The organism is Wolbachia endosymbiont (group A) of Epistrophe grossularia, from assembly GCF_947251435.1.
Lineage (GTDB): Bacteria > Pseudomonadota > Alphaproteobacteria > Rickettsiales > Anaplasmataceae > Wolbachia > Wolbachia pipientis.
This window is the reverse complement of record NZ_OX366363.1, coordinates 774,103-797,341: the sequence shown is the minus strand read 5'-3', so window position 1 is coordinate 797,341 and position 23,239 is coordinate 774,103. Positions and strand designations below refer to the sequence as shown.

Annotated in this window: 18 protein-coding genes, 1 tRNA gene and 2 pseudogenes; 9 read left to right on the top strand and 12 right to left on the bottom strand. The window is 36.2% G+C overall.

Going from position 1 to position 23,239, the window contains the following annotated elements; translation table 11 throughout:
• Positions 1-173 precede the first annotated feature (173 nt).
• The 3 genes from OPR28_RS03825 (at position 174) to OPR28_RS03815 (ending at position 4,565) form a co-directional block, all read left to right on the top strand.
• On the top strand, positions 174-1,403 hold the full coding sequence (locus OPR28_RS03825) for a hypothetical protein (protein WP_265023539.1): 1,230 nt from the start codon (positions 174-176) through the stop codon (positions 1,401-1,403).
• Between the two features lie 378 nt (positions 1,404-1,781).
• Positions 1,782-1,988, top strand: a complete 207-nt coding sequence (locus OPR28_RS03820; RefSeq protein WP_265023538.1) for a hypothetical protein — start codon at positions 1,782-1,784, stop codon at positions 1,986-1,988.
• Positions 1,989-2,021: 33 nt separating this feature from the next.
• Positions 2,022-4,565, top strand: a complete 2,544-nt coding sequence (locus OPR28_RS03815) for a hypothetical protein (RefSeq protein WP_265023537.1) — start codon at positions 2,022-2,024, stop codon at positions 4,563-4,565.
• 1 nt (position 4,566) lies between these two features.
• Here OPR28_RS03815 and terL read toward each other — a convergent pair.
• The 5 genes and pseudogenes from terL to OPR28_RS07030 all read right to left on the bottom strand — a co-directional run.
• Positions 4,567-5,094: pseudogene (gene terL, locus OPR28_RS03810) on the bottom strand (phage terminase large subunit); the annotation flags it as partial.
• Between the two features lie 27 nt (positions 5,095-5,121).
• A protein-coding gene (locus tag OPR28_RS03805) for an IS630 family transposase (RefSeq protein WP_265023237.1) occupies positions 5,122-5,980 on the bottom strand; the annotation gives its coding sequence in 2 pieces (ribosomal slippage) (positions 5,122-5,656 and positions 5,655-5,980; 861 coding nt in all).
• A 60-nt stretch (positions 5,981-6,040) separates the two neighbouring features.
• Positions 6,041-6,187 (bottom strand): annotated as a pseudogene (locus OPR28_RS03800) (IS4-like element ISWosp8 family transposase); the annotation flags it as partial.
• A gap of 191 nt (positions 6,188-6,378) precedes the next feature.
• Positions 6,379-7,320, bottom strand: a complete 942-nt coding sequence (locus OPR28_RS03795) for an FKBP-type peptidyl-prolyl cis-trans isomerase (protein WP_253303555.1) — start codon at positions 7,318-7,320, stop codon at positions 6,379-6,381.
• Positions 7,313-8,320 (bottom strand): polyprenyl synthetase family protein, encoded by a 1,008-nt coding sequence (locus tag OPR28_RS07030; protein ID WP_265023535.1) that lies wholly within the window; start codon positions 8,318-8,320, stop codon positions 7,313-7,315. The genes OPR28_RS03795 and OPR28_RS07030 overlap by 8 nt, the downstream gene beginning before the upstream one ends.
• Positions 8,321-8,465: 145 nt before the next feature.
• On the opposite strand from OPR28_RS07030, the gene acpP reads away from it, so the two are divergent.
• Complete coding sequence (gene acpP / locus OPR28_RS03785; RefSeq protein WP_006279836.1) at positions 8,466-8,726, top strand: acyl carrier protein; 261 nt, start codon at positions 8,466-8,468, stop codon at positions 8,724-8,726.
• Between the two features lie 13 nt (positions 8,727-8,739).
• Positions 8,740-10,011 (top strand): beta-ketoacyl-ACP synthase II, encoded by a 1,272-nt coding sequence (gene fabF / locus OPR28_RS03780; RefSeq protein ID WP_077188419.1) that lies wholly within the window; start codon positions 8,740-8,742, stop codon positions 10,009-10,011.
• Positions 10,012-10,158: 147 nt separating this feature from the next.
• On the opposite strand, the gene OPR28_RS03775 is transcribed toward fabF, so the two are convergent.
• Positions 10,159-10,383, bottom strand: a complete 225-nt coding sequence (locus OPR28_RS03775) for a hypothetical protein (protein ID WP_010082031.1) — start codon at positions 10,381-10,383, stop codon at positions 10,159-10,161.
• Here OPR28_RS03775 and OPR28_RS03770 point away from each other — a divergent pair.
• The 3 genes from OPR28_RS03770 (at position 10,292) to thyX (ending at position 13,362) form a co-directional block, all read left to right on the top strand.
• Positions 10,292-11,065 carry a lysostaphin resistance A-like protein gene (locus OPR28_RS03770; protein ID WP_458694394.1) on the top strand — a complete coding sequence of 258 codons (774 nt, stop codon included), beginning with the start codon at positions 10,292-10,294 and terminating at the stop codon, positions 11,063-11,065. The two genes, OPR28_RS03775 and OPR28_RS03770, sit on opposite strands and share 92 nt — an antisense overlap.
• A gap of 155 nt (positions 11,066-11,220) precedes the next feature.
• Positions 11,221-12,498 (top strand): UDP-N-acetylglucosamine 1-carboxyvinyltransferase, encoded by a 1,278-nt coding sequence (gene murA, locus OPR28_RS03765; protein ID WP_006279833.1) that lies wholly within the window; start codon positions 11,221-11,223, stop codon positions 12,496-12,498.
• A 9-nt stretch (positions 12,499-12,507) separates the two neighbouring features.
• Positions 12,508-13,362: an FAD-dependent thymidylate synthase gene (thyX, locus tag OPR28_RS03760; RefSeq protein WP_265023534.1), complete on the top strand. Its 855-nt coding sequence runs from the start codon at positions 12,508-12,510 to the stop codon at positions 13,360-13,362.
• Between the two features lie 65 nt (positions 13,363-13,427).
• Here the strand turns inward: thyX and OPR28_RS03755 are convergent.
• Positions 13,428-14,286 (bottom strand): IS630 family transposase gene (locus OPR28_RS03755; protein ID WP_265023237.1). Its coding sequence is split into 2 segments (ribosomal slippage): positions 13,428-13,962 and positions 13,961-14,286, totalling 861 coding nucleotides; the frame shifts between segments, so codons are not numbered across the junction.
• A 97-nt stretch (positions 14,287-14,383) separates the two neighbouring features.
• Positions 14,384-16,168: a hypothetical protein gene (locus OPR28_RS03750; RefSeq protein ID WP_265023533.1), complete on the bottom strand. Its 1,785-nt coding sequence runs from the start codon at positions 16,166-16,168 to the stop codon at positions 14,384-14,386.
• 144 nt (positions 16,169-16,312) lie between these two features.
• Between OPR28_RS03750 and priA the strand changes: the two genes are divergently transcribed.
• Complete coding sequence (priA, locus tag OPR28_RS03745) at positions 16,313-18,655, top strand: replication restart helicase PriA (RefSeq protein ID WP_265023532.1); 2,343 nt, start codon at positions 16,313-16,315, stop codon at positions 18,653-18,655.
• 9 nt (positions 18,656-18,664) lie between these two features.
• On the opposite strand, the gene petA is transcribed toward priA, so the two are convergent.
• From petA to OPR28_RS03725, 4 genes are all read right to left on the bottom strand, one after another.
• Positions 18,665-19,264: a ubiquinol-cytochrome c reductase iron-sulfur subunit gene (petA, locus tag OPR28_RS03740; protein ID WP_010963095.1), complete on the bottom strand. Its 600-nt coding sequence runs from the start codon at positions 19,262-19,264 to the stop codon at positions 18,665-18,667.
• A gap of 92 nt (positions 19,265-19,356) precedes the next feature.
• Positions 19,357-22,059 carry a DNA topoisomerase (ATP-hydrolyzing) subunit A gene (gene gyrA, locus OPR28_RS03735; protein WP_265023531.1) on the bottom strand — a complete coding sequence of 901 codons (2,703 nt, stop codon included), beginning with the start codon at positions 22,057-22,059 and terminating at the stop codon, positions 19,357-19,359.
• Positions 22,060-22,111: 52 nt separating this feature from the next.
• Positions 22,112-22,184 (bottom strand) — tRNA-Val (locus OPR28_RS03730).
• An 81-nt stretch (positions 22,185-22,265) separates the two neighbouring features.
• Positions 22,266-23,141 carry a tetratricopeptide repeat protein gene (locus tag OPR28_RS03725; RefSeq protein ID WP_265023530.1) on the bottom strand — a complete coding sequence of 292 codons (876 nt, stop codon included), beginning with the start codon at positions 23,139-23,141 and terminating at the stop codon, positions 22,266-22,268.
• Positions 23,142-23,239: the final 98 nt, after the last annotated feature.

The following is a 23,239-nucleotide window of genomic DNA, read 5'->3' as shown; positions in this document are numbered from 1 at the left end:
AGTGTCACGCACTGGGATGACAGCAGTCCTACGTCATACCGCGATTCATTCGCGGTATAGATTCCGCTAACAAGTAGCGGAATGACGAATTTTTGTTTTTCAAATTATCGTAAGTCACTTTAGCTACATCAGAGCAATAGAGGCAGTGCGTAGAGGAGCTTACCAGACAAGATTTGCTCAGGAGGCTCGAGTGTGAGCGTCAGGCTTCTAGTTGTATCGATGAAATATCATCTCAAGAAGAGCTACATATCGGAGAAGGTGATGATGATGGTTACTTCAATTGTGAAAAACCGCTGGGAGATTTCTGGAATTTCTTTGAATCTCTCTTTAACCTTTTTGAAGTAGATGTAGATGATCCGAAAATCTACCAAATGCTCAAGGAGAAGAAAGAAAAAAACTGGCTTGCTGCGATAATTAACTTTTTGCGTAATAAGCTTAAGGAGTTAATCAAGAAGATTTTTGCACGCGATTTAAGTTTCGATCAGAGGTTGGACAAAGAGATAAAAGAATTGCAGGAAAAATTAGGCAGTGGTGAGTTATCAGAAGAAGAGTTTACAAGGGCGTTAGAAAGATTAACTGCATTGCAAGATCTGAAACTCAGGTTACAAATGGCTGTTGTCGGATGGATTGTTACAATGTTCGCAGAGATGTTTGGAGTTGAGTTGGCGGCTGCGGTAGAGGCATCTACAGAAAAAGAAGATAAAAAAGCAGAAAAAACATCATTAGAAGCAATTAAAGAAGTTCATAAAGACGTAGAAATCAAGGTAGATGAAAGAGAAAAACCTAAAGTGCCAGTTTTCCTTTTTGAAATTTCACCAGGATTTGTAAGGCCAATTCCTCTGAGCAAACCAGAGCTTGAAGCTGTGTCAGATCCTTTGAAACATCTATTGCGTCTTGCTGAGCTTGAAAGAAAATATCATGAAAATTCACAAAAACCAGAAAAAGTGAATGAAGAGAAAAAAACGAAGCCGGAGGAACCGAAGAAAGAGGTGTGTCCACCGAAACCTGCAACGAATACGATGGGGATGGGGCCAAGAGTTGTTCAAAAAACTTTAGAACATTCTAGTAAGAACAAAAGGGAAAGGAGTGGTAATATTAGCGATATTATACCAGGACCTAAATCTACTGATGCAACCAGGCCTAAAGTGGCTGACCTTGACAAGGTTAAAAGAGAAGAAGCACCAATAAACAAGTCTGCTAATGAACAAGAAACGAATAACCTTTGCACTGAATTTGCAAAAGAACTTGCCAATTTTAGAATGGGTGTTTGGAATGGTGCTGAGAATGAAGGTTCTGTGAATGGTGCTCAACCACCAAAAGGATTGACTAATGATGTAAAAGTTGAGAAATGTATAGAAGGTCAGTTAGTAGGAAAAAATGTCAGCACACTATCGAGAGGCTAGATCCCAATGTCCTTTCTTTATCATTCCACTGCGTGACACTGGAATCCAGGGGCATATAGATAGGTGTCGACAGTTCGTCATTCCGCTACGTGTTAGCGGAATCTATGCTTGAGATACCGCGAATGAATCGCGGTATGACGTAGGGAACTTAGGGTTGCCAATGACTTGTCATTCCAGCGTGTGACGCTGGAATCCAGGGGCATATAGATAGATGTCGACAGCTCGTCATTCCGCCACGTGTTAGCGGAATCTAGAAAACTGAATTTTATGAAAATTAAAGAGTGAATAAAATTTATACTAAAAAACATAAAAAAAGTGCTTGCACTACAATTTATTTTTAGTATATTAGTTACACAATATTTTTACTTGGGGGTTAATATGCATAGTGGTAATGATAAAAAAGATAGCGGTAGTTCAAAAGGGTGGATTACAAGCAGCAGGTATGAAAAATATAACGGTCCTAATAAGGAAATACGTGAGCAGTATAAGAAAGAGATGCGGGAACGTGAAAGTAATAAACCTGATACGCAAATGGATAAGTGTAGCTCTACTGGTGCCGGTAACAGTAAAGGTAATAATAAATAATATCATTTTACAGTAATTTTAATAGGAGTGGTTATGCCAACAAAAATTTTTGTAACAGAACTAGTTAATGCGTTTAATTTAAATAATTATTTTTCTGATAATATTTATACTAATTTTACTGTGCAGGGTGGAACGAAAGGAAAAAATGATAAGATTGTCAGTTCATTTGGATGTGATGGAAATATAAAGAAATATTTGAAGGAGGTGAGAGAGGAGATAATAAATCGGCACTATGGTACTGAAGAGGCAGCAGATGGGTTCTATAACTTAAACTGTTTTCCATTTGTTTTTGATGTCGGTTTTAATAAAAAAGGGAAGTTTATAAATAAAAATGTGAAAGTAGTAGAGCTAGCAAATCTTATGGATGGTGAAGTAATCCGTAACTTGAAGCTTCATTTTGTTAATGAGTTTCAGGAGCGCGTGGAAGCAAGAGCTACTGGGTATCTAGAAGAAATGGCAAGAATGACAGAGGAAGAAGCTTTAAAATGTGTGAGAAGGTCTGTGCAGCTAGAAAGAACAGATAGATCTTCTCCTTATCTATACTGTATATCTTTTGGCGACAGGTATTTTAAGGAGAAAGGGAATCAAAATCCTTCAAAACTTCTTGGGATATTTAAGGATATATATGTTAAAGCATTTAACTCAAGATTGGAGGAATGTGGTTTTAATAATAGTTCAATTTTTTATGAACAAAGAGATAATAAGTTATATATTAAAGATATTACCGACATTAATGTCATCAAGGATATAGTAAGATATGTTAAAGAGCGAATAGCGTTTGATTTTAAAACTCCAGGCAACATAGATTCCAAAGTTGAAAATTGCAAAGATGCTATTAATGATTTAATTTTTAAAATAACAGGAAAGTTTATTGAAGGTTACGAATATGATGTGTTTACAAATAAAGACAAAATAAAGAGTGGTCATAGTTTTGCTCTTATACCTTTAGTAGAAGTAAATGGTCAGGTGGTTCCTTTGAGTGAGGAAGATGCATATAAGATTAAGAAAAAATTTTACGAGATTTTAGGTGACGTTGTTTTTAGCAATATTAAAGGTGAAACTAAAGACGAGCTTGGACAAATTAGCAGTTCTCAAGGGCCTGTTTATGCTTTCTCTAATAAGCAGATTGCTCTTTTACTCCCTAAAATTATGGAGTCTCCAATTGCATATAATCAAATAAACGGACATTTTGAATTTGCAGTTAATCTTGAGAATTTTAGAAGTCGGCATGGGTTATTATCGCCTGAGCCACCAAGAACACCGCCCAACCAAAGGAAAAAAGATACAGACAGTGGTTATGATAGTAATTCACCTCCGAAACCTAAGGATTCTGTTGCACATTCTTCAAGTGGTGGTCCAAGTTCTGGCTTAACTGAATTGTCATCACCGACACAGGAGTTTCCCAAGCGAAGTCGTGGTAAAGGGTTAGAGAAGCATCCCAGGCGAAGATCAAAAAAAGAGGAAGAAACAGAGCCTTTTCGGGGGATGCTGGGGGAAATAGATTCAAGTCAATCCACTTGTGGTCAATCACAGCTATCTTTAGGTGCTGGTGAAGGTATGCTAACAGAGGATAATATTCCGGATCAGAAAAGATCATCATCGATTCCTTCTCCTAGAGCATGGAAGAATTCAATGTCCTTAAATTCTGGGGTTTCTGAAGATTCTCTAAAAGATACGGAGAACATTTATAATGAGGAACCTGAAAAACAGCAAGTTACTAAGGAAAAGGAAGAAGAAAAGTTGTTTAAAGCATTGCTTTATTGGTTTAACTTAAATAATTATGCTTTGGATCCTCCTCATACTAACTTTATTGTAAAAAATGGGAAGATTGCTAGTTTAATTGATGATGGTGTTGATGTAAAAGAATATTTACAGGAGATAATAGATAAAACGAAAGAAGAGTATCGTGTCAATAAGGAAGAAGCCTATGATTTCAATGAGTTTCCATTTCAATTTCTTTCTCATTGTGAGAAAAACCAAAAAACAACAGTTGTTGCTAATATAAGTCGTGGTGCCTTACTTAACTTAAAAGAACTTTTTAGTCGGGAGCATGAGGGAAAAGTAGAAATAAAAGATATCGACATTAACATCGTCGAAAAGGCAGTGAAATCTGAAAAGGACAAATGGGTAAGTTTTCAGGTGCGAGAACATAGGTTATTCCCTAAAGCAGCAATTAAAACCTGTTATCCCGATGAAAGCGTATTAGAATATATTTCAATTACAAAAGACAAAGGTGGATACTGGATTAACCGTACTTATGATGCTTCGGAAGTAAAGTCGTTTAGGGAAGAGCGATGGCCTGTTGAAGGTAAATCAAAAGCTGAAAAGATGAAGTCCGAAGATAATAAAGACAGCGGTATCTCTTCAGCGGAGGCGACTGATGCTGAAAACGTAAGCTCTAAAGCTGAGGCAACAACAAGTGGTTATGAGTCTATAGGTTGTGAGAATACTGGAGAAAGATCGCCAAAACGTACTCTAGAATTGAGTGTGGGAATGGAAGAATTGACAATATCCACAGACCTGTATGCCACTAAGGCCGAGCAGCACTCTCCCATAAAAAAATTTAGAAGCAATTGATCTAATCCACTGCTCTCAGCCACCTAAGCGTTTTATTAAGGTTAGGGCCAAAGCCCCTGACCCTGAAAGCACTGGTGTTAGTTTTTCTTGTCCATTGTAAATATTGCGCGGTACTATCCACTTGATCATCATGGCGAGCTTCTGGGAACATTAAAATTTCATATTCGAAATCGCTGAGCCATACTGCTTGATGCGGCAGAAAAACCCTGCCAGACTCTATTATCGGAGCAATTTGATAAAATCGAGTGAGTTTGTCATTGTGTGGAATTATTTCGATAATCGGTAGATCACTGTTTGCTTTTAGCTCTTGTGTTAATTGTTGACCACTCGTTTTTGCTTCGATCAAAATTGCGTGTGGTGTCCATCTTGCAGCTAGTGACAGAACTTGCTCTTTAAGCTTTGGATACTCAAGCTTTGCTCGATATACATCAAGTAGATAGAATTTATTATCTATTTTTGCCCAGGTGGTGCAGACGCTAAAGTCGCTGGAATCGTTTGTTGAAACTGCAGTGTCCCAGCTTTGAGTTATAGCTCTTCTCATAATAGTCAGAACAAATCATAAAAAAGCAGAATCAACAGCTTGACGGAAAGACTGAAAAATAGGGATATTTTTTCTAGCTCTGTTCTTTATAGCAAACCAATGATGCTCAATTTCGTTAAAGTCTGGAGAATATGGAGGAAGATAAAGAATTTCAGCACCTACTCCTTTAGCAAGATCATCGATTTTTTTAGATTTATGGAAAGCAGCGTTATCAAGAATTACAGTTTGGCCAGACCTTAAAATTGGAGTCAAAAACTGCTCAAACCAAGCCTCAAAAACATCCTTGTTGCAGTATCCCTCAAAGGTCAATGGAGCAATGATTTTCTTTTTATTTAGAGCTGCAATCATACTGACACGCTGAGTTTTTTTACCTGATTTTAGTGAATGAAACCTCTCTCCTTTTCTGCAATATCCGTATGGGTAGTCTTCTGTATTGTCTATCCCAGATTCGTCAATATATACAAGATTTTCAGGATATTTTGTTGCTATAACCTTTGCAAATTGAGCTCGCTTTTCTTCATTTCTTTCTTTATATCCGTAGGTCTTTTTTTCTTGTAAAGCCAATATTTTTAAGTGCGCGGTGAATCGTTTGTCGACTGATATTGCCCCAGAGTTTAGCCATCTCTGACTGAGTTTTGCCGCCATGGTTTTTTGCAAATTCGGTGAAGACATTCCAGTCGGTAATTTTATGGTTATATCCTACGCTTCCAGGCTTTTTTGACTGAAAATCTCCTGTTTCCTCACGCCTTTTCTGCCACTCATATAAAGTCGTTTTTCCAATTTTAAATCTCTTGGCAACAGTTGCTCTACTTTCTCCCTCATCCAATGCTTCCATTGCTTTTTTCCTTAAGTCATAACTATACGCTGCTGGCATACAAACCCCACTACCATAAATCCATATCTTACCTTATTTGGATTATTATGAGAAGAGCTATAACTTTAAAATCATAGAAAATACTGTCGTAAAAGGAAGTTTTCTTGTTCGTGTAAAACTGTTTTTTCCAACACAATGGATTCTCTGAAAAGCTTTCGAGTATATTATATTTTTAATTTGTAGAATAAGATTTTTTCCTTTTTGCATGTTTCACCTAAAAAGGACACATTTTAGACTTCTTTGTTGAAATAAAACAGAAACAAAAGTGCTGTTTATTGCACTCTTTGGATAATTTAATGGTAAAAGTTTTAGAGAGAAATTTTATACACTATCGCTGATATTTTTCCTTAAGTTGACGCCATTGAGTGTTCAGAAGGTCAGCCAGTAGACCTAAAATTTCAGCTATATTCTTTAGGCTGTTTTTCAACAGTAGAATGGTGTGCTGCGACCTCTTGCTTAACATCTAAGCTTAAGTCAATTATTGAGATATTTTCTTCATCATAATCTATGTCTTTTATTAACATATCGTCAGTAATAGTCAAAAGGTCAGGCGGAGAAAGAATAGTTCTTTTATTACCAGCTCTCATTCCCACAACTCCAAGCTCTATAGCAAGTGGTATTTTTTTATCGCCAACCCTAAATTGCACTGTTTGATCTTTGGCTATATATTCTCCATTATGCTCCTTTACGCTATATTTAACCGATATCTCATCACCGCACCTTACTTGTTTTCCAGTCTTGTTAATTAAGTCATTAAAAACCATCAGATTATTTACTGAGTCGGGATATTTATCCTTTATTTCGATCAGTTTGACGTAATAAGAATTAAAATTCATTTTGTTATCATTGGCAATAGTAACTACACGCTCTCCGCCTTCTTTCATACCTATTACCCCTAAACTCACTTCTTTTAGGTTATCTTGACCTATTTTCAAAGTAACATCAGAAACTTTGCTAGGGAGTGTTGCTAAGTTATTATTAGAAATTTTATATATTTGCAATAGGACTTCCAGGCCACAAAAAGCCTTGCTGCCACTGCCTTCAGTAATTTCATAAAAATTTATTGAATCTTCTTCTTTTTGCTGCGTCATTTCTTCTAAATATTCTGTCAGCCCATGCTTTTCAATATAGCGGTCAAGTGCTGATTCAAGTATTGGCTTCACTAGGTAATATGCTATCGTCTGTATCAAACCACCATGCGTGGCATTTATCTCATAAAGCTTGTCCTTTTTTTCCGGTTTACCTTTGTTTATATAGACAATAGTAAACACAAAAGTGGAAGTTAAAGTGAGAATCGTTACTACGGAAATAAGCATTTGTAATATAATTTTTCTAACCATCTTTCTTTACTTGATTCAATAAATCATATAAATAATTAGTATCCCCTGAAAGCGCACTCAAATTATCCAAGCCTTGTTTAAAGAGGCCGTCTATATAGTCCTCTACTTCACTTTTACCAAGCACAGACATTAGGTTATTTGTTTTATCTTGTTCGTAGTCTTCAATATCATCCTTAGCTTGAAAGATAAGCCCTAGATTTATTCCATAGTTATATAACGCTTTACGTTGCTTGTCTGTAGCATCCCCTATTATAGCACCTATTTCACATGAAGCTGCAAATAGTTTTGCGGTTTTCATCAAATGAATTTCTTTTATTTTATCAGCTTGGCCCGACGTCATTCCAGCGTCATACATACAGCCGTACGAATGTTGTAGTTTTAAGGTAGAAAGGGTGTCATGCAAGTAGCGGACACTGGAATCCATTTCATGTTCAGCTCCACTATCGCATGGCTTTTTGCACGAAATGCTTGTAGGCAAAGCCTTCTTGATCCCAGTGTCCGCTACTTGAATGACAGAGGGTTGGGGGCTAAAATCTATATGCTCACTGTTAATATCTAAAGCCTGTCCTCCCACCATTCCCCTAATTCCTATTGCCTGAGAAAGAACTTTTATGATCTCACAGCGTTTCTCATTTAACGAAGATAATACCTCAAAAGCCAGAGTAAGTAGTGCATCTCCGGCAAGCACTGCTGTTGCTTCATCAAATTTTTTATGGCAGCTTAGCTGGCTTCTGCGAGTATCACTGTTGTCCATGCACGGTAAATCATCGTGAATTAGAGAGTAAGCATGAACAAATTCAATTGCTGCAGCAACTGATATTACTTTTTTAGCTTCCGCGTTAAACACTCGCGATGAAGCTACGACTAAAAAGGAGCGTATATGTTTTGCAGGAGCAAGGAGTATATAACGCATAGCTGATATAAGCTTATTCTCGCTATTTTCGGGTAAGAGTTTATTTACTTCTACAATAAGCAAATTTTTTGTTGTTTCGTCTAGCATTTTTGAATTGTTAATTGTTTAGCACGTAACGCTAGCCAGCTAGGGCAGTAGAAAACTTTACTGTAGTTTACCAGTTATAAAAGATATTGCAAACATAAAAATTTTTTATAACATCAAAGAATAGGTTATTTTTTTGGTAAGAAATGTGAATAGCGAACTAGCAAAGAGCACTAGAGAAGACATAGAAGAAAAAGTGAAAAAGATTATACTAGAGCATATTAGTAAGGATGTAGAGAAATTCAACAGCTCTTCAAAGCTTTCGGAGCATGGTACAGACAGCTTAGATGCAGTTGAAATCATCATGGCAGCAGAAGAAGAGTTTGGAATAGAAATTCCAGATGAAGACGCACAAAAAATGGAAACTATGGAGCAAATAGTTGAGTACATTAATAATAAAAAAGGCTAATAGTTAGTGTTAAATGAGCAGAAGAGTAGTAGTCACTGGTGTTGGTTTAATCACTCCACTAGCGGCAGATGTTGACAACACTTGGTCAAGGCTAATAAAAAGTGAGTCTGGCATAAAAGCAATCAATACGGATAGATTTGACTCTTCTGATCTTGCTTGCAAAATTGCAGGGCAGGTGCCGTTGCAATCAGACAACATTGAGCACCATTTCAATCCACTAGATTATATTTCTGAGAAAGACTCAAAAAGGACAGATCGTTTTATCCATTACGGTATTGCAGCAGCTATTCAGGCAGTAGATGATTCATTAATTTTGGAAAGCCAAAATATCAATCGGGAACGTGTTGGTGTGACTATTGGCTCTGGTATAGGTGGTCTTCCGTCAATTCAGGAAAATGTTATTACCATGCAGGAAAAAGGGCCCAGACGTGTCAGTCCATTTTTTGTCCCTGCAAGTCTAATAAATTTGATATCTGGCCATATTTCTATTAAATACGAATTTACAGGTCCAAACGATTCAGCAGTAACCGCATGTGCAACAGGTGCGCATGCAATCATAAACTCAGCAAGAACTATAAAACTTGGTGAAGCAGATGTTATGATTGCAGGTGGAGCAGAAAGTGCACTGTGTAGAGTTGGAATTGCAGGTTTTGCATCTATGAAAGCGTTATCAACTAAATTCAATGATAAACCCAAAGAAGCTTCAAGACCATGGGATGCAGAACGCGATGGTTTTGTTATGGGTGAAGGAGCAGGTATATTGGTGTTGGAAGAATACGAACATGCAAAAAAAAGGGGGGCAAAAATACATGCTGAACTGGTTGGGTACGGACTCACAGGAGATGCGCACCACATTACAGCACCACATCCAGAAGGAAGAGGCGCATTTAAGGCAATGCAGCTTGCTTTAAAGAGCGCGCAAATTAATCCCAATCAAGTAGGGTATATCAATGCACATGGAACTTCAACGCCACTTGGAGATAAAATTGAAGTAATAGCAATGAAACAGTTATTCGGTGACTACGTTTATAAAATACCTGTTTCTTCAACTAAATCTTCTATAGGACATTTACTTGGTGCTGCAGGGAGCGTTGAAGCAATATTCAGTATTCTTGCGTTAAATAATGGAATTATTCCGCCAACCTTAAATTTACACAAGCCTTCAGAAGGATGTGATTTAAATTTTGTACCGTTTAAAGCTCAGGAGCATAAAATTCAATATGCACTTTCTAATTCGTTTGGTTTTGGTGGCACTAATGCATCGCTCATATTTGGACAAGTTTAGTTGATGTCACCCCAGTGTCTTCCTCTTGTCATGCAAGCAGCTCTCCTACTGTCATCCCAGCACGTGACACTGGGATGACAAACGGTTGTGAAAGGGAATACATATAAAAATTAAACTATCAATAGCAATTCAAAAAGAAAAAATATTCTATTCATCCCTGAAGAAGTATTTTATTGACAATTTATGAATAAAGATCAATAATGCAGAAAAGGAATTGATAGGCGTATGCATGAATTTAACCACTATTAATTGTACATTATTTGTTGTAATTACATATTTTTTGACGTGCATTATAGCTTGGTGCTTACCTTTCAAAGACATAACATTATTAACAACATTTGTTCCGGCTTCAGTTGCAATTTTGCTAACCATTTATAATAAACAGAAGGTAAGGGATCTTTTTAAACTTAGTTCGCCAAAAAACTGTCTATTAGGGTTTATACTTATTCTGGTAAGTATGCTAATTTCCAATGGTCTTTTGTCAATTTACTGCGGTTTTTCATTTTTCCGAGAGTCTTTTACGTTAGACCGTGTAAAGGATTTGAGTGCAGTTTTGAGTCCATTAGTGATGTTATTTGTTTTATTATCAACCTTTGTGATGTGGATCATTATGTCTCTTGGTGAAGAGATCGGTTGGCGTGGCTATCTTTTGAAAAATCTTAAAAGCAAAATATCAAATTTTTATATCAGAGCAATTATTGTCGGTATTATTTGGTCAGTATGGCACATACCAACTTATGTGGTTGCTGGCTCAGCTTTGTGGAAGGATGGCTTTACATTCCCGACTATTTGTGCTTATACCCTTTATATTTGTGCAATGTCTATAATGTTTACCTGGTTGTTTGAAAAAGACAACTCGATTTGGCCAGTAACTATTGCTCATGCAACAAATAATCTTGTGTATAGTGTTTTGAGCATTCTAATGCCGTCTCCTCCTCTGTCAACTTTCGATGCAGTAATTCCCCTTACATTAGGAGCAGCTGGTTATTTCATTGTTGCAATTGGTGTTATTTGGTTTGATAAAGCTCGAGAGCGTCATTTGAGTAATTCATAGTATAAAATTTCGGGGGCAATTCGCATCAGGTGTCATGCAGGTAGCATGACACTGGGATGATGAGGAAGAAAAAGCAAATTTTGCCTTTTACGGTCAATCTATTATACTTAGTAAGACTTCAATAAACTAATGAATTATACTTTATATCTAATTAAATGCACAAGATATTAATAAGAAATAACTACAAACCTTTGGTCGGAAAAATCAAGATTAATGGCTCAAAAAATGCTGTTTTACCAATAATGGCAGCAAGTCTATTAAGTAGCTCCCCGGTAATTTTGCATAATGTACCTGATTTAATTGATGTGCATCTAATGTCTAAGTTGCTTGAAAGTCTTGGAGCAGAAGTGAACTTTATGCACAATAAAAATTATAAAGCGAACCATACTTTGAAAATTGACTGCAGCAATATCAACAATCACGTGATGCCATATAAAACCGCAAGTAAGCTAAGAACTTCTTTTCTAATATTGGGTCCAATGCTTAGCAGATTTGGCAAAGCGAGAACAGCATTTCCTGGTGGATGCAACATTGGAAAGCGTCCCGTTGATATGCATATTAAAGCATTAGAAGAAATGGGAGCTAAAATTGAAATTGACGGCTATAATATAATTGCAACAGTGAAAGGAAAGCTACAAGGAAAAGAAATCACATTTGAGAAAATAAGTGTTGGTGCAACAGAAAATGTAATAATGGCAGCAACATTTGCAGAAGGAGTGACAACAATAAACAATGCTGCAACTGAGCCGGAAGTTCTTGATTTAATAGATTTTCTGAAGAAAATGGGTGCTGATATTGAAATTGATAATACAAAGGTCATAATAACAGGAGTTGAAGCACTAAATGGATGTGTTCATAAAATAATACCAGATCGCATAGAAGCAGGCACCTATGCACTAGCTGCTATAATAACCGGTGGTAAGTTGGAGTTGGAAGGAATAAATCTATCTGATATAAGGTGTATTACAAATGAGTTGGAGACTATAGGAGCTATGGTTGAACTGTATGATGGAGGCATTGTTATTTCCAGAAAAAATGGCTCTATTAAGTCTGCTAACGTTGCGACAGATCCATACCCCAATTTTCCCAGTGATATGCAACCACAACTGATGTCTGCAATGTGCATCGCTGATGGGATATCAGTAATTGAAGAGAACATTTTTGAAAACAGATTTACACATGCAGATGAATTGAGAAAGTTAGGTGCTAATATCAGCATCGAGAAAAGCAAAGCTACTATAAGTGGAATAAAAAGCTTATCTGGAGCTAATCTATATGCTACTGACTTAAGATCAACAGCAGCTTTGGTGCTTGCTTCTTTGGTAGCCGGTGGAGAAACTATAATAAACAATTCACATCATTTATGGAGAGGATATGAAGCAATGCATGAAAAACTCAATTCATGTGGAGCTGATATCTCCATTTCGTCTTGAGGATATTTTATGAATGAAGCAACCAAACGAACTATAGTAAAAGAAATAGATGCAATCTTATATGAAGAACATAAGGTATTAGACCATGGATTTATTCGAGTAGTGGATTATATGGGCTCTGATAGCGCTATAGTTCAAGCTGCTCGTGTTTCTTATGGCAAGGGAACAAAACAGATAAGTCAGGATGAAGCACTTATAAAGTATTTAATGAGACATCATCATACAACTCCATTTGAAATGTGTGAAATTAAGTTTCACGTGAAACTTCCAATTTTTGTTGCAAGGCAATGGATAAGGCATAGAACTGCAAATGTGAATGAATATTCAGCAAGGTATTCAATACTTGATAATGAATTTTATACACCTAAACCAGAACAAGTTGCAAAACAATCTGACAATAATAAACAAGGTAGCGGGGAAGCTTTTGATCCAGATACCTCAAAGGAAATAATAGATTCTCTAACAAATGACTCTAATTTAGTATATTCTCATTATGAAAAATTTATTGAGCAGGGGCTTGCAAGAGAAATTGCCAGAACTAACCTAATGCTTAATTACTACACGCAATTTTATTGGAAAATAGATCTGCATAATCTCCTTCATTTTTTGAAGCTTAGAGCTGATAAGCATGCCCAATATGAAATCAGAGTTTATGCAGAAGTTATGCTGGATATAATAAAAAAATGGGTTCCACTGGCCTACAATGCCTTTGTTGAATATTGCCTAGAATCAGCCTGTATTTCAAGAACTGGTCTAGAAATAATTCGCAAATTAATTAAAGGGGAAAACGTTACTAGAGAAGAAAGTAATATTGGTGAAAGAGAATGGGGCGAGCTGATGTCTATACTTGATAAACAATCTTAAAGATAAAGGCATACGTGTCAATCTCCTCTGTCAGTTATAGCTCTTCTCATAATAGTCAGAACAAATCATAAAAAAGCAGAATCAACAGCTTGACGGAAAGACTGAAAAATAGGGATATTTTTTCTAGCTCTGTTCTTTATAGCAAACCAATGATGCTCAATTTCGTTAAAGTCTGGAGAATATGGAGGAAGATAAAGAATTTCAGCACCTACTCCTTTAGCAAGATCATCGATTTTTTTAGATTTATGGAAAGCAGCGTTATCAAGAATTACAGTTTGGCCAGACCTTAAAATTGGAGTCAAAAACTGCTCAAACCAAGCCTCAAAAACATCCTTGTTGCAGTATCCCTCAAAGGTCAATGGAGCAATGATTTTCTTTTTATTTAGAGCTGCAATCATACTGACACGCTGAGTTTTTTTACCTGATTTTAGTGAATGAAACCTCTCTCCTTTTCTGCAATATCCGTATGGGTAGTCTTCTGTATTGTCTATCCCAGATTCGTCAATATATACAAGATTTTCAGGATATTTTGTTGCTATAACCTTTGCAAATTGAGCTCGCTTTTCTTCATTTCTTTCTTTATATCCGTAGGTCTTTTTTTCTTGTAAAGCCAATATTTTTAAGTGCGCGGTGAATCGTTTGTCGACTGATATTGCCCCAGAGTTTAGCCATCTCTGACTGAGTTTTGCCGCCATGGTTTTTTGCAAATTCGGTGAAGACATTCCAGTCGGTAATTTTATGGTTATATCCTACGCTTCCAGGCTTTTTTGACTGAAAATCTCCTGTTTCCTCACGCCTTTTCTGCCACTCATATAAAGTCGTTTTTCCAATTTTAAATCTCTTGGCAACAGTTGCTCTACTTTCTCCCTCATCCAATGCTTCCATTGCTTTTTTCCTTAAGTCATAACTATACGCTGCTGGCATACAAACCCCACTACCATAAATCCATATCTTACCTTATTTGGATTATTATGAGAAGAGCTATAACTCTCGTTCACCAGATTGAATCTTGCTTTTTACATCACATTAACTCATCACTTTTATAGAACATCTCATTAAAATCATTTAGAGTTCCAAAATCCTGACCCTTGATAAACAGGTGATCATTAGCAACATGTGCTTCATCAAGAGTAAACAGCTCGTAATGATGATTGTGAGCGGGCCTAACAATTTCATTATATAAAACCATTACTTGTTCGTAGTTATATCCATCGCCAGCATGATATTTACCACGTACGGTATCATAAAAATTCTTTACATAATCATATGTCACTTGCAGCTCCACCTTATACTTTCCCACTTCAAGAGGACTTCCTGTCTTTATTTTTAAGGGATGTTGTGAATTTGCAACACTGTTAGAAGTTTCTGCTTCAATATCAGAATTTTTATCCATATTTTCTATCACACTTGCCATAACAGTTTCTTGTTCATCTTCTGTTGGTTTTGTTTGTTTTTCAGTCTTATTACTGCTACTGTCAGTTTCCACAGTTACTTTTTTTACTTCTATATCTTTTTGAGCTTTCTCATTACTTTGCTTGTGTATTTCATCTCCATGCAATTTTTCCTGCAGAGCTTTTTTCGTATCAGCATAATCATCACGATTGCTTTGCAAAGCTGGTTTATAACTGCTGCTATCATCCGCTTGCATTTGATCTATATAGTTAGATTCTTCTTCCTGTATAGTATTTTTTGCGTTATCCTCACCAACCGTTCCTTTCTCTCCAGACTTGGCTTCACTCTCTACCACAACTTCTTCGTCTACTTGCTCATCATCAATTGTAAATTCAGTACCTATCTGATTGCTATCTTCCTCCAATTCATTAGATAATTTTTCAGATAGCTGGTCACCACTCAAATATGGTTCCTTTGAATATTTAGCATAATTATGGGGATCGGTTCTGTTTTCTGAATAAAACCCACTTTCAAAGTCTGAGTAGGAGCTTTGATTGAGCACAAAAAATAAGTTTTCATAATTAACCAGCATATCACTATCAGGGCTAACAAAATTTAAATATTCATCGCCTTCCCATTCTGGGTGGTGTCTATACTCTGCTATGTAGTATTTACTAGAGTCGAGAGGTATCTTGTCACCTTCTTCCCCATCAAGTTGTAAAACTACTGCTGAATGCCCATTACCTAAATCATTACCTTTTACCACTTTGAATATTTTAATCTCATCCTTTTCTACAAGTTCTTTTAACTCCTCGTTCTTTTCATTTAACTCTTCCTCCCTTTGTCTTTCTGCTTCTCTCTCTCTTGCCAATCTTTCTGCTTCTTCATCAGCTTTCTTCTGCAGTTGTGAGAATACATTTTGTAATATATCTTGTGTGGTTAAGCTATTTGTGTTGCTTAAAAAATTATCTAACACATTTGATGCAATTGGTGACAATTCACCGTGATCATCAAATACTTTTTCCTTTGCTTTATCATAGTGATTTGGGTTATAGATTGCATACAGAGGATAAAAACCATAATCTGCAATTGACGCTCCGTCAGGTGATAGTTCCATTGAGAATCCATAGTAATTAAGTGGAAGATTGGAGGTTAAATATTTACCGTTATCATCCCTAACGTGTAGCTCACTTCTACCATTGTGCTCACTATATTTGTTGTAGTAGATATAAAAATTCTCATGGTTAAGATTGAAGTGATCATCTAGATTATCGAATTGAATTGTACTGCCAAGCTTCTCCCGCAAAAGATTTTTGCTTTCATCTGTAAGCTTTATATGTGCAGAAAAGTAGTATCGATCTATAGGTTCGCCTTTTTCTATTTCAAAGTTCAAAGTAATCTTGTCGTTGACCATTGGTAGCCTCCACAAATTCTATAAATCATTTTATTTATCAATCATACGGTCTGTACTATGAAAAATGTGTTAAACGTTAAGATTTTCTCTGTACCGATTCATCTATATTGCCAAGCTTAATAAAGTTACAAGCTCTTTAAAACAATGTTAAACTCAATCACTATGGCAAAAACAGTTGACGTATTACTACCACTTCCAATTGATCAGTTATTTTCATATGCAATTGAGGAAAATACTGAGATTTTACTTGGAGATTACGTAGTAGTGCCATTTGGCAAAAAACGCTTAATCGGAATAGTTTGGAAATACAGTGATAAAAGTAACCGAGAATTAAAATTTATTGAGCAAAAAATCGATTTACCAAATATTAGACCAAAATTGATTGCATTTGCAGAGTGGGTTGCGCAATACAACTTAATACCTATTGGTATGCTTGCCAAAGTGATAATGGGAGGAGTGTTAAAAGTAAATCACATAGATAAATTGGTTTGTGTTGAACAAAAGCAGGAAACAAGTGAAATAAGCTGCAAATTGAGTCCTGAACAGCAGGTAGCTAGTGATAAAATAATCAGCAATTTGAACGAATATTCAGTGACTTTGCTTGACGGTGAGACCGGGTCTGGAAAAACCGAAGTTTATCTCTCTGTGATTGCACAATTGATTAAGAATTACACTGCCGTTCCAAATGCTGCTCAGACTTTACCATCCCAGTGCCCAGAGACACAACTGTACGAACATTGTGATTTGGGTCTACCAAGAGGGTGTTATCCGAGTAGCCTGACACTGGGATCCAGTTTTTCATATAACCTCATTACAAATGTTTATTGTAACTTAAAACCAATACCTAATTTACAATCAAAATTCCTGGATTCCAGTGTCAAGCACTGGAATGACACCTTTATACTCAAGGCAAAACCCACTGTAACATTTAGCATACCGTCTTTGCCACGTACTAGTATGACACCAGAATATGTTGAAATGACATCAGGAGAAGGTAATGCGCAAGTGCTAATCCTCTTGCCTGAAATTGTTTTAACTTCACAATTGGTAAACCGTATTCATGGTCAGATATCAAAAAACTTAGTTGAATGGCACTCAGAGCTCACTCCAAAAACTCGCCGGAATAATTGGCTCAGCATAGCGAATGGAAATGCGCAGATAATTATTGGTGCACGATCAGCGCTTTTTTTGCCTTATAAAAACCTAAAATTGATTATCGTTGATGAAGAGCACGACTCATCTTTTAAGCAAGAACAGGGAATTATATATAATGCTCGAGATATGGCGATAATCTTAGCCAAATTTGAAAATATTCCGATTATTTTATCATCAGCTACTCCACTGCTTGAAACGATTCATCATGTTAAAAACGGGAATTACAATCATGTAAAGCTAACTAAACGATTCGGTGGCGCAGAATTGCCACTCATTAAAGTAGTGGATATGAGAAGCAACAAGCAATGGATCTCCGATGAGCTTTTTGAAAGCATTAAACAAACCATAGAGAAAAAACAGCAGGTTATGCTTTTTCTAAACCGCAGAGGGTATGCACAACTGGCAGTTTGTAAAAAGTGTGGATATAAAATTTCCTGCTTAAATTGTGCTGTTTGGCTTACATATCACAAGAAAAAGAATGCTCTTTTGTGCCATCATTGCTCTTATCAATTAAAACTTCCAGAGAAATGCTCTAATTGCCAAAGTGAACAGCCATTGTCCCTCTACGGCATAGGAATTGAAAGGTTGCTTGAAGAAATGGTGAAATTAATACCAAACGCAAAAACTGCGATGATAAGCAGCGATCAGAAGTCGGTTAGTAACATCATTGATTTAGTGTTAAAGGAAGAGGTGAACATTATAATCGGCACACAGATAATTGCTAAGGGGCACAATTTTCCTAAATTAACTTTGGTTGGAGTAATAAATGCAGATTTGAGCCTCGAAAATTCTGATTTGAGAGCAGCGGAAAAGACGTATCAATTATTGCACCAAGTTGCAGGCAGATCAGGAAGGTTTAATGAAAAAGGAATGGTAATAGTGCAAACCAATAACCCTGAAAGTTCAATAATAAAAGCATTGCTGCATCAAAAAAGGGACTCATTTTATGAAATTGAACTTAAGTCAAGACGTGAAGCCAAAATGCCACCATTTAGCAGATTAATAGCGCTTATCATTTGTGGTAAGAATCAGATTGCAACACAAAAAGCAGCGAATGAAATAGTAAAATCTCTTCTTTGTCATCCAAGTAGCTTAACTACTTGTATCCAGGAAAAAAATGTAGGTGTAGACAAAAAGGAATTTGAAATTCTTGGCCCATCACCAGCAGCGATAAATTTTTTAAATAATAAGTATCGGTATAGGGTATTATTAAAAATACACAATAAACACAGTTTATCTATACAAAAAAAGCTGAAATATTGGATTAAAAATTGTAACTTGAATTCGAGTATTGCAGTGATAATAGATGTTGATCCTGTGAGTTTTTTTTAACGAGTTCCGTTAAGCCTTCTTGCCAATTACCACAACATTCTCACTGGGAAAAAAATAATCAGGTACAGCCATATTTTTCGGTGCAGGACCCCCAATTACTCGACCTGATGTATCATAATATGAACCGTGGCAAGGACAAAACCAACCATTACCATCTCTTGTAGCGTGGTCAACCGGTACACACCCAAGATGTGTACATATTCCAAGCATAATTAACCATTCGTCTTTTCCTTCGTATACTCTCTGCTCATCTAATTGAGGATCCCTCAAGCTCTTCACATTCACAGCTCTTGCAGCCTCAATTTCTTGCTTTGTGCGTCTACGAATGAATACTGGTTTACCTTGCCACTTTACTTTTACTCCGTGTCCTTCCTGAATTCCAGACAAATTCACCTCCACTGTGGAAGTTGCTAGAACTTCAGCAGAAGGATTCATAGATTTAACCAGTGGCCAAAGTCCGCTTGCAGCTCCTATACCTGCCATAGCGCATGTAGTTAATGTTATAAAATCTCTCCTACTCTTATTTTTAGTAAGATCTTTAACAGGAGGTGTTTTTTTATCCTCTTTGTCTGCCAGTGGTTTTTTATTTTTAGTTAATTTTTTGTCCATTGATCTTTACTTAGCCATAAGTATATATTTTAATTTAAATACTGCATATTAATCAACAAAAACTTGCGCTTTTTGTTTAACCTATACTACGGTTAAGAAGCGATAGAGTTTTCAACTTCAAAAATACTATCTTCAGTGGAATCAGGATCTTCAATTTTCGCTACTGACACCACTTTTTCTCTACTTTCTGTTTTAAACAGAGTGACTCCTTGAGTGCTGCGTCCTGCAATTCTAATCTCATTGACCGAAATGCGAATTAACTTTCCTTTATCTGTAATAAGCATTATATTATCACCCTGCTCAACTGGAAAACTAGCAACAACATTACCGTTTCTGCTAGTAGTAAGAATATTGGTGATACCAACACCACCCCTGTTAGTTACTCTATACTCATACGCAGAAGTTCTTTTACCAAAGCCATTTTCAGTAATAGTTAATATAAACTCCTCATTCACTGCAAGTTTTAAGAATAATTCGTTATCTATTCCTAAATCATTCAAAGTCTTTTCCAATTGAGAATCAATGGAGTTATTAATTGCAGTCCCCAGTCTTTTTGCAAGTGGAACTTTTAAGTAAAGTTCTTTTGTTTCTGTTGCTACACCTATCCCATTTAATATGGTCATGGATATCACGCTGTCATTCTTTACAAGTTTGATACCTCTTACGCCATCTGAATTGCGACTCTTAAATTGACGCACATCACTTACAACAAATCTGATACTTTTTCCAAGCGTTGTTGAAAGTAAAACATGGTCAATTTCATTACATACCTTAACCGATACTAATTTGTCTCCTTCATCGAGCTTTATTGCTATTTTTCCATTGCTTGGAATATAGTGAAAATCCGCTAAAGAGTTACGCCTTATGTTTCCATAGGCAGTAGCAAAAACTATGTTTTGATTTTCGTCATTTTCACTTGGCAATGGCATGATATTAGTTATAGTTTCACCATCGCTAAGCGGAAATATGTTAACAAGCGCTCTTCCACGTGCAGTTGGCTCTGCAAGAGGTAACTTATAAACTTTTAATCTATAAACTCGACCAATGTTAGAGAAGAACAAAACACTAGTGTGAGTATTTGTCACAAATAATTCTGTAATTACGTCTTCTTCTTTTAATCCCTGTCCTAGCTTTCCTTTTCCACCACGACGCTGAGTTCTGTAGTGAGAAAGTTTCACACGCTTGATATAACCATTCATAGTTACGGTTATCACCATATCCTCTTGTGGAATTAGATCTTCAGCTTCAATGTCCGTATCTGACTCCTCTATTGAAGTTTTTCGCGGCACAGCAAACCTGTTCTTTATTTCTTGTAAATTGTTTTTTATTTCCTTCATCAACTTCTCTCCTGAGCCAAGGAAAGCGATATATTCTTTTATCAGGTTGATCATTGAACTTAGCTCAGCTTCTAATTTGTCTTTTTCAAGGCCTGTTAAACGTTGCAATTTCATGTCAAGAATAGCCTTAATTTGTAGCTCAGTTAATCTATACACTCCATCTTTCAAAAAGCTTGCGCTATCTGAAATCAACTCGATAATAGTGTTGATTTCATTCGAAGTTTTCCACTCTTTATTTAAAAGTTCTCTACTTGCTTCCGCAGGATCTTTTGCACCGCGGATGATTTTTATCACTTCATCTATGCTGAGGACCGCAATGTAGAGCCCTATATATATATGAGCTTTTTCTCTCGTTTTTCTTAGACGAAATTCTGTTCTTCGAATTAGTACCTCTTTTCTAAAATCAACAAAAGCAGCTATGATTTCTTTTAACGACATCAAAGCAGGTCTGTTGTTATTGAGGACTAAAGTGTTAACACTAAAACTACTTCTTAGTGGAGTTAGTCCCAATATTTGATTAAGTATAAAACTTGCTTCAGCATTTCTTCTGAGGTCAATTACTACTCTAATACCAGACTTATCGGACTCATCCCTAATTTCTGTTATACCATCAATTCTTTTTTCTTTTACAAGCTCACCTATCTTCTCAATTAATTTTACTTTATTTACCTGGTAAGGTATTTCATCAATCACTATTGCTTGCCTATCTTGTGGCAGATCTTCTATATGAGTCTTGCCTTGCACAACAATTGATCCACGACCAGTTGCAAATGCTGATTTTATTCCAGACCTTCCAAGAATCGTTCCCCCAGTTGGGAAATCCGGCCCTGGCATCACTTCAAGTAACTCATCCAAAGTAACTTCAGAATTATCTACATATAATATACAAGCATCTATTATTTCTCCAAGATTATGAGAAGGAATATTGGTTGCCATGCCAACTGCAACACCACTTGCACCGTTTACCAATAGATTCGGAAACTCTGCAGGCAGCACAACTGGTTCTGTTTCATTTCCATCGTAGTTTGGCCTAAAATTAACTGTATCTTCATCAATATCATTCAGTAAAAAGTGTGACACTTTTTGAAGTCTTGCTTCTGTGTATCGCATTGAAGCTGGTGGATCTCCATCTATCGAACCAAAGTTACCTTGCCCATCAATAAGCGGTAAAAGAAGAGAGAAATCTTGAGCCATCCTAACCAAGGAATCGTAAATAGCTGCATCACCATGTGGGTGATATTTCCCCATTACGTCCCCAACTATACGAGCCGCTTTTTTATATGGCTTACCGGCATCGAATCCAGCTCTCGACATTGCATATAATATACGCCTATGAACAGGTTTAAATCCATCCCGCACGTCAGGTATAGCCCTGCTTATGATAACGCTCATTGCGTAGGAAAGATAAGAATCTTCCAGCTCTTTTACTATTGAGATTGGTACTATATTATCCTGCATTTTCTATACTTTAATTGAAGTAATTAATAATACTAACATTCAGTTAAGCAAATGGGCAATGACAGACTTGAACTGCCGACCTCCTCGGTGTAAACGAGATGCTCTACCAGCTGAGCTAATTGCCCCTTTAGATCTAATTCTATAGCTCAATATTATTATTGTAAACAAAAATAGCAATAAATTAGCTTTAGGTAAGCTATAAGCTTTTATGAAATCTTTGGGTGCGTGCTGTGAAGTTTTATAAATTTTAGTCTTGCTGTCACTTTGTATAAAGGTATTTTTTCACTCACATCTTTCGAAGTTGTAGCCATGTTCAACAACTTTAAGTAGAATATTGTAGCATTTTTAAAATCTGAAAGTTTATCTAGAATAACAGCTAGATTATAGGTATAAAAAATATTGTTTTCATCAAGAGAAATAGCAGTTGTCATATACTCTTTACCTTTTTCATAATCCTCCTTTTTCATATAAATCAGACCTAAATTTGCTAATAAAGGAGCATAATTTTTATGTATATCATACAATTTTAACATTTCACTCAACGCCAGATCAGGATCATATTGTGAGATTATTGTCAGAAAATTTTTTAATATGTAAGGGTTACTAGGGTATTCTTTTAACAGTCTTGTGTAAATCTCTACAGCTTTTTTGTATTCTTTATTAGCGTAATAAATATTCCCTAGTCCAATCAAAGCATTTTTATGATAAGGAAACTTTGCGGTAATCTGATTAAGGAGAGAAATAGCTGTTTCATTATCTCCTAACTCAAAGGAATCTTTTGCTTTTTTTAAAGTAGAGTATATGTCAAAACTCTTGCCAGAATTCTGCGAAATTTTGATATTAAATTTGTCACTTTTTCTCTCAATAACATCAAGATCTTTATATTTTTTATCAGCTTTTATATGCTTGACAACACTATCAAAGGCCTTCTGTATCTCCAAATTTTCACTAGCATAGGTAACAGAAGACCTCCATAAAATCACAACGCAAATTAACATGTAGACAAACATAGATCCTAGTGTTGTGGCATTGGCTGCAGCGTGTAACCAGTAAACCTTATTTCTTTGAGCTATGCGTAACACATTATAAATTCATAAATGCTAAATTACCTATCTCATACAATAATAAAGATATTATTAATTAGCGATGCTGCGTAGAATGCACTTATCTTTTGTCTTCC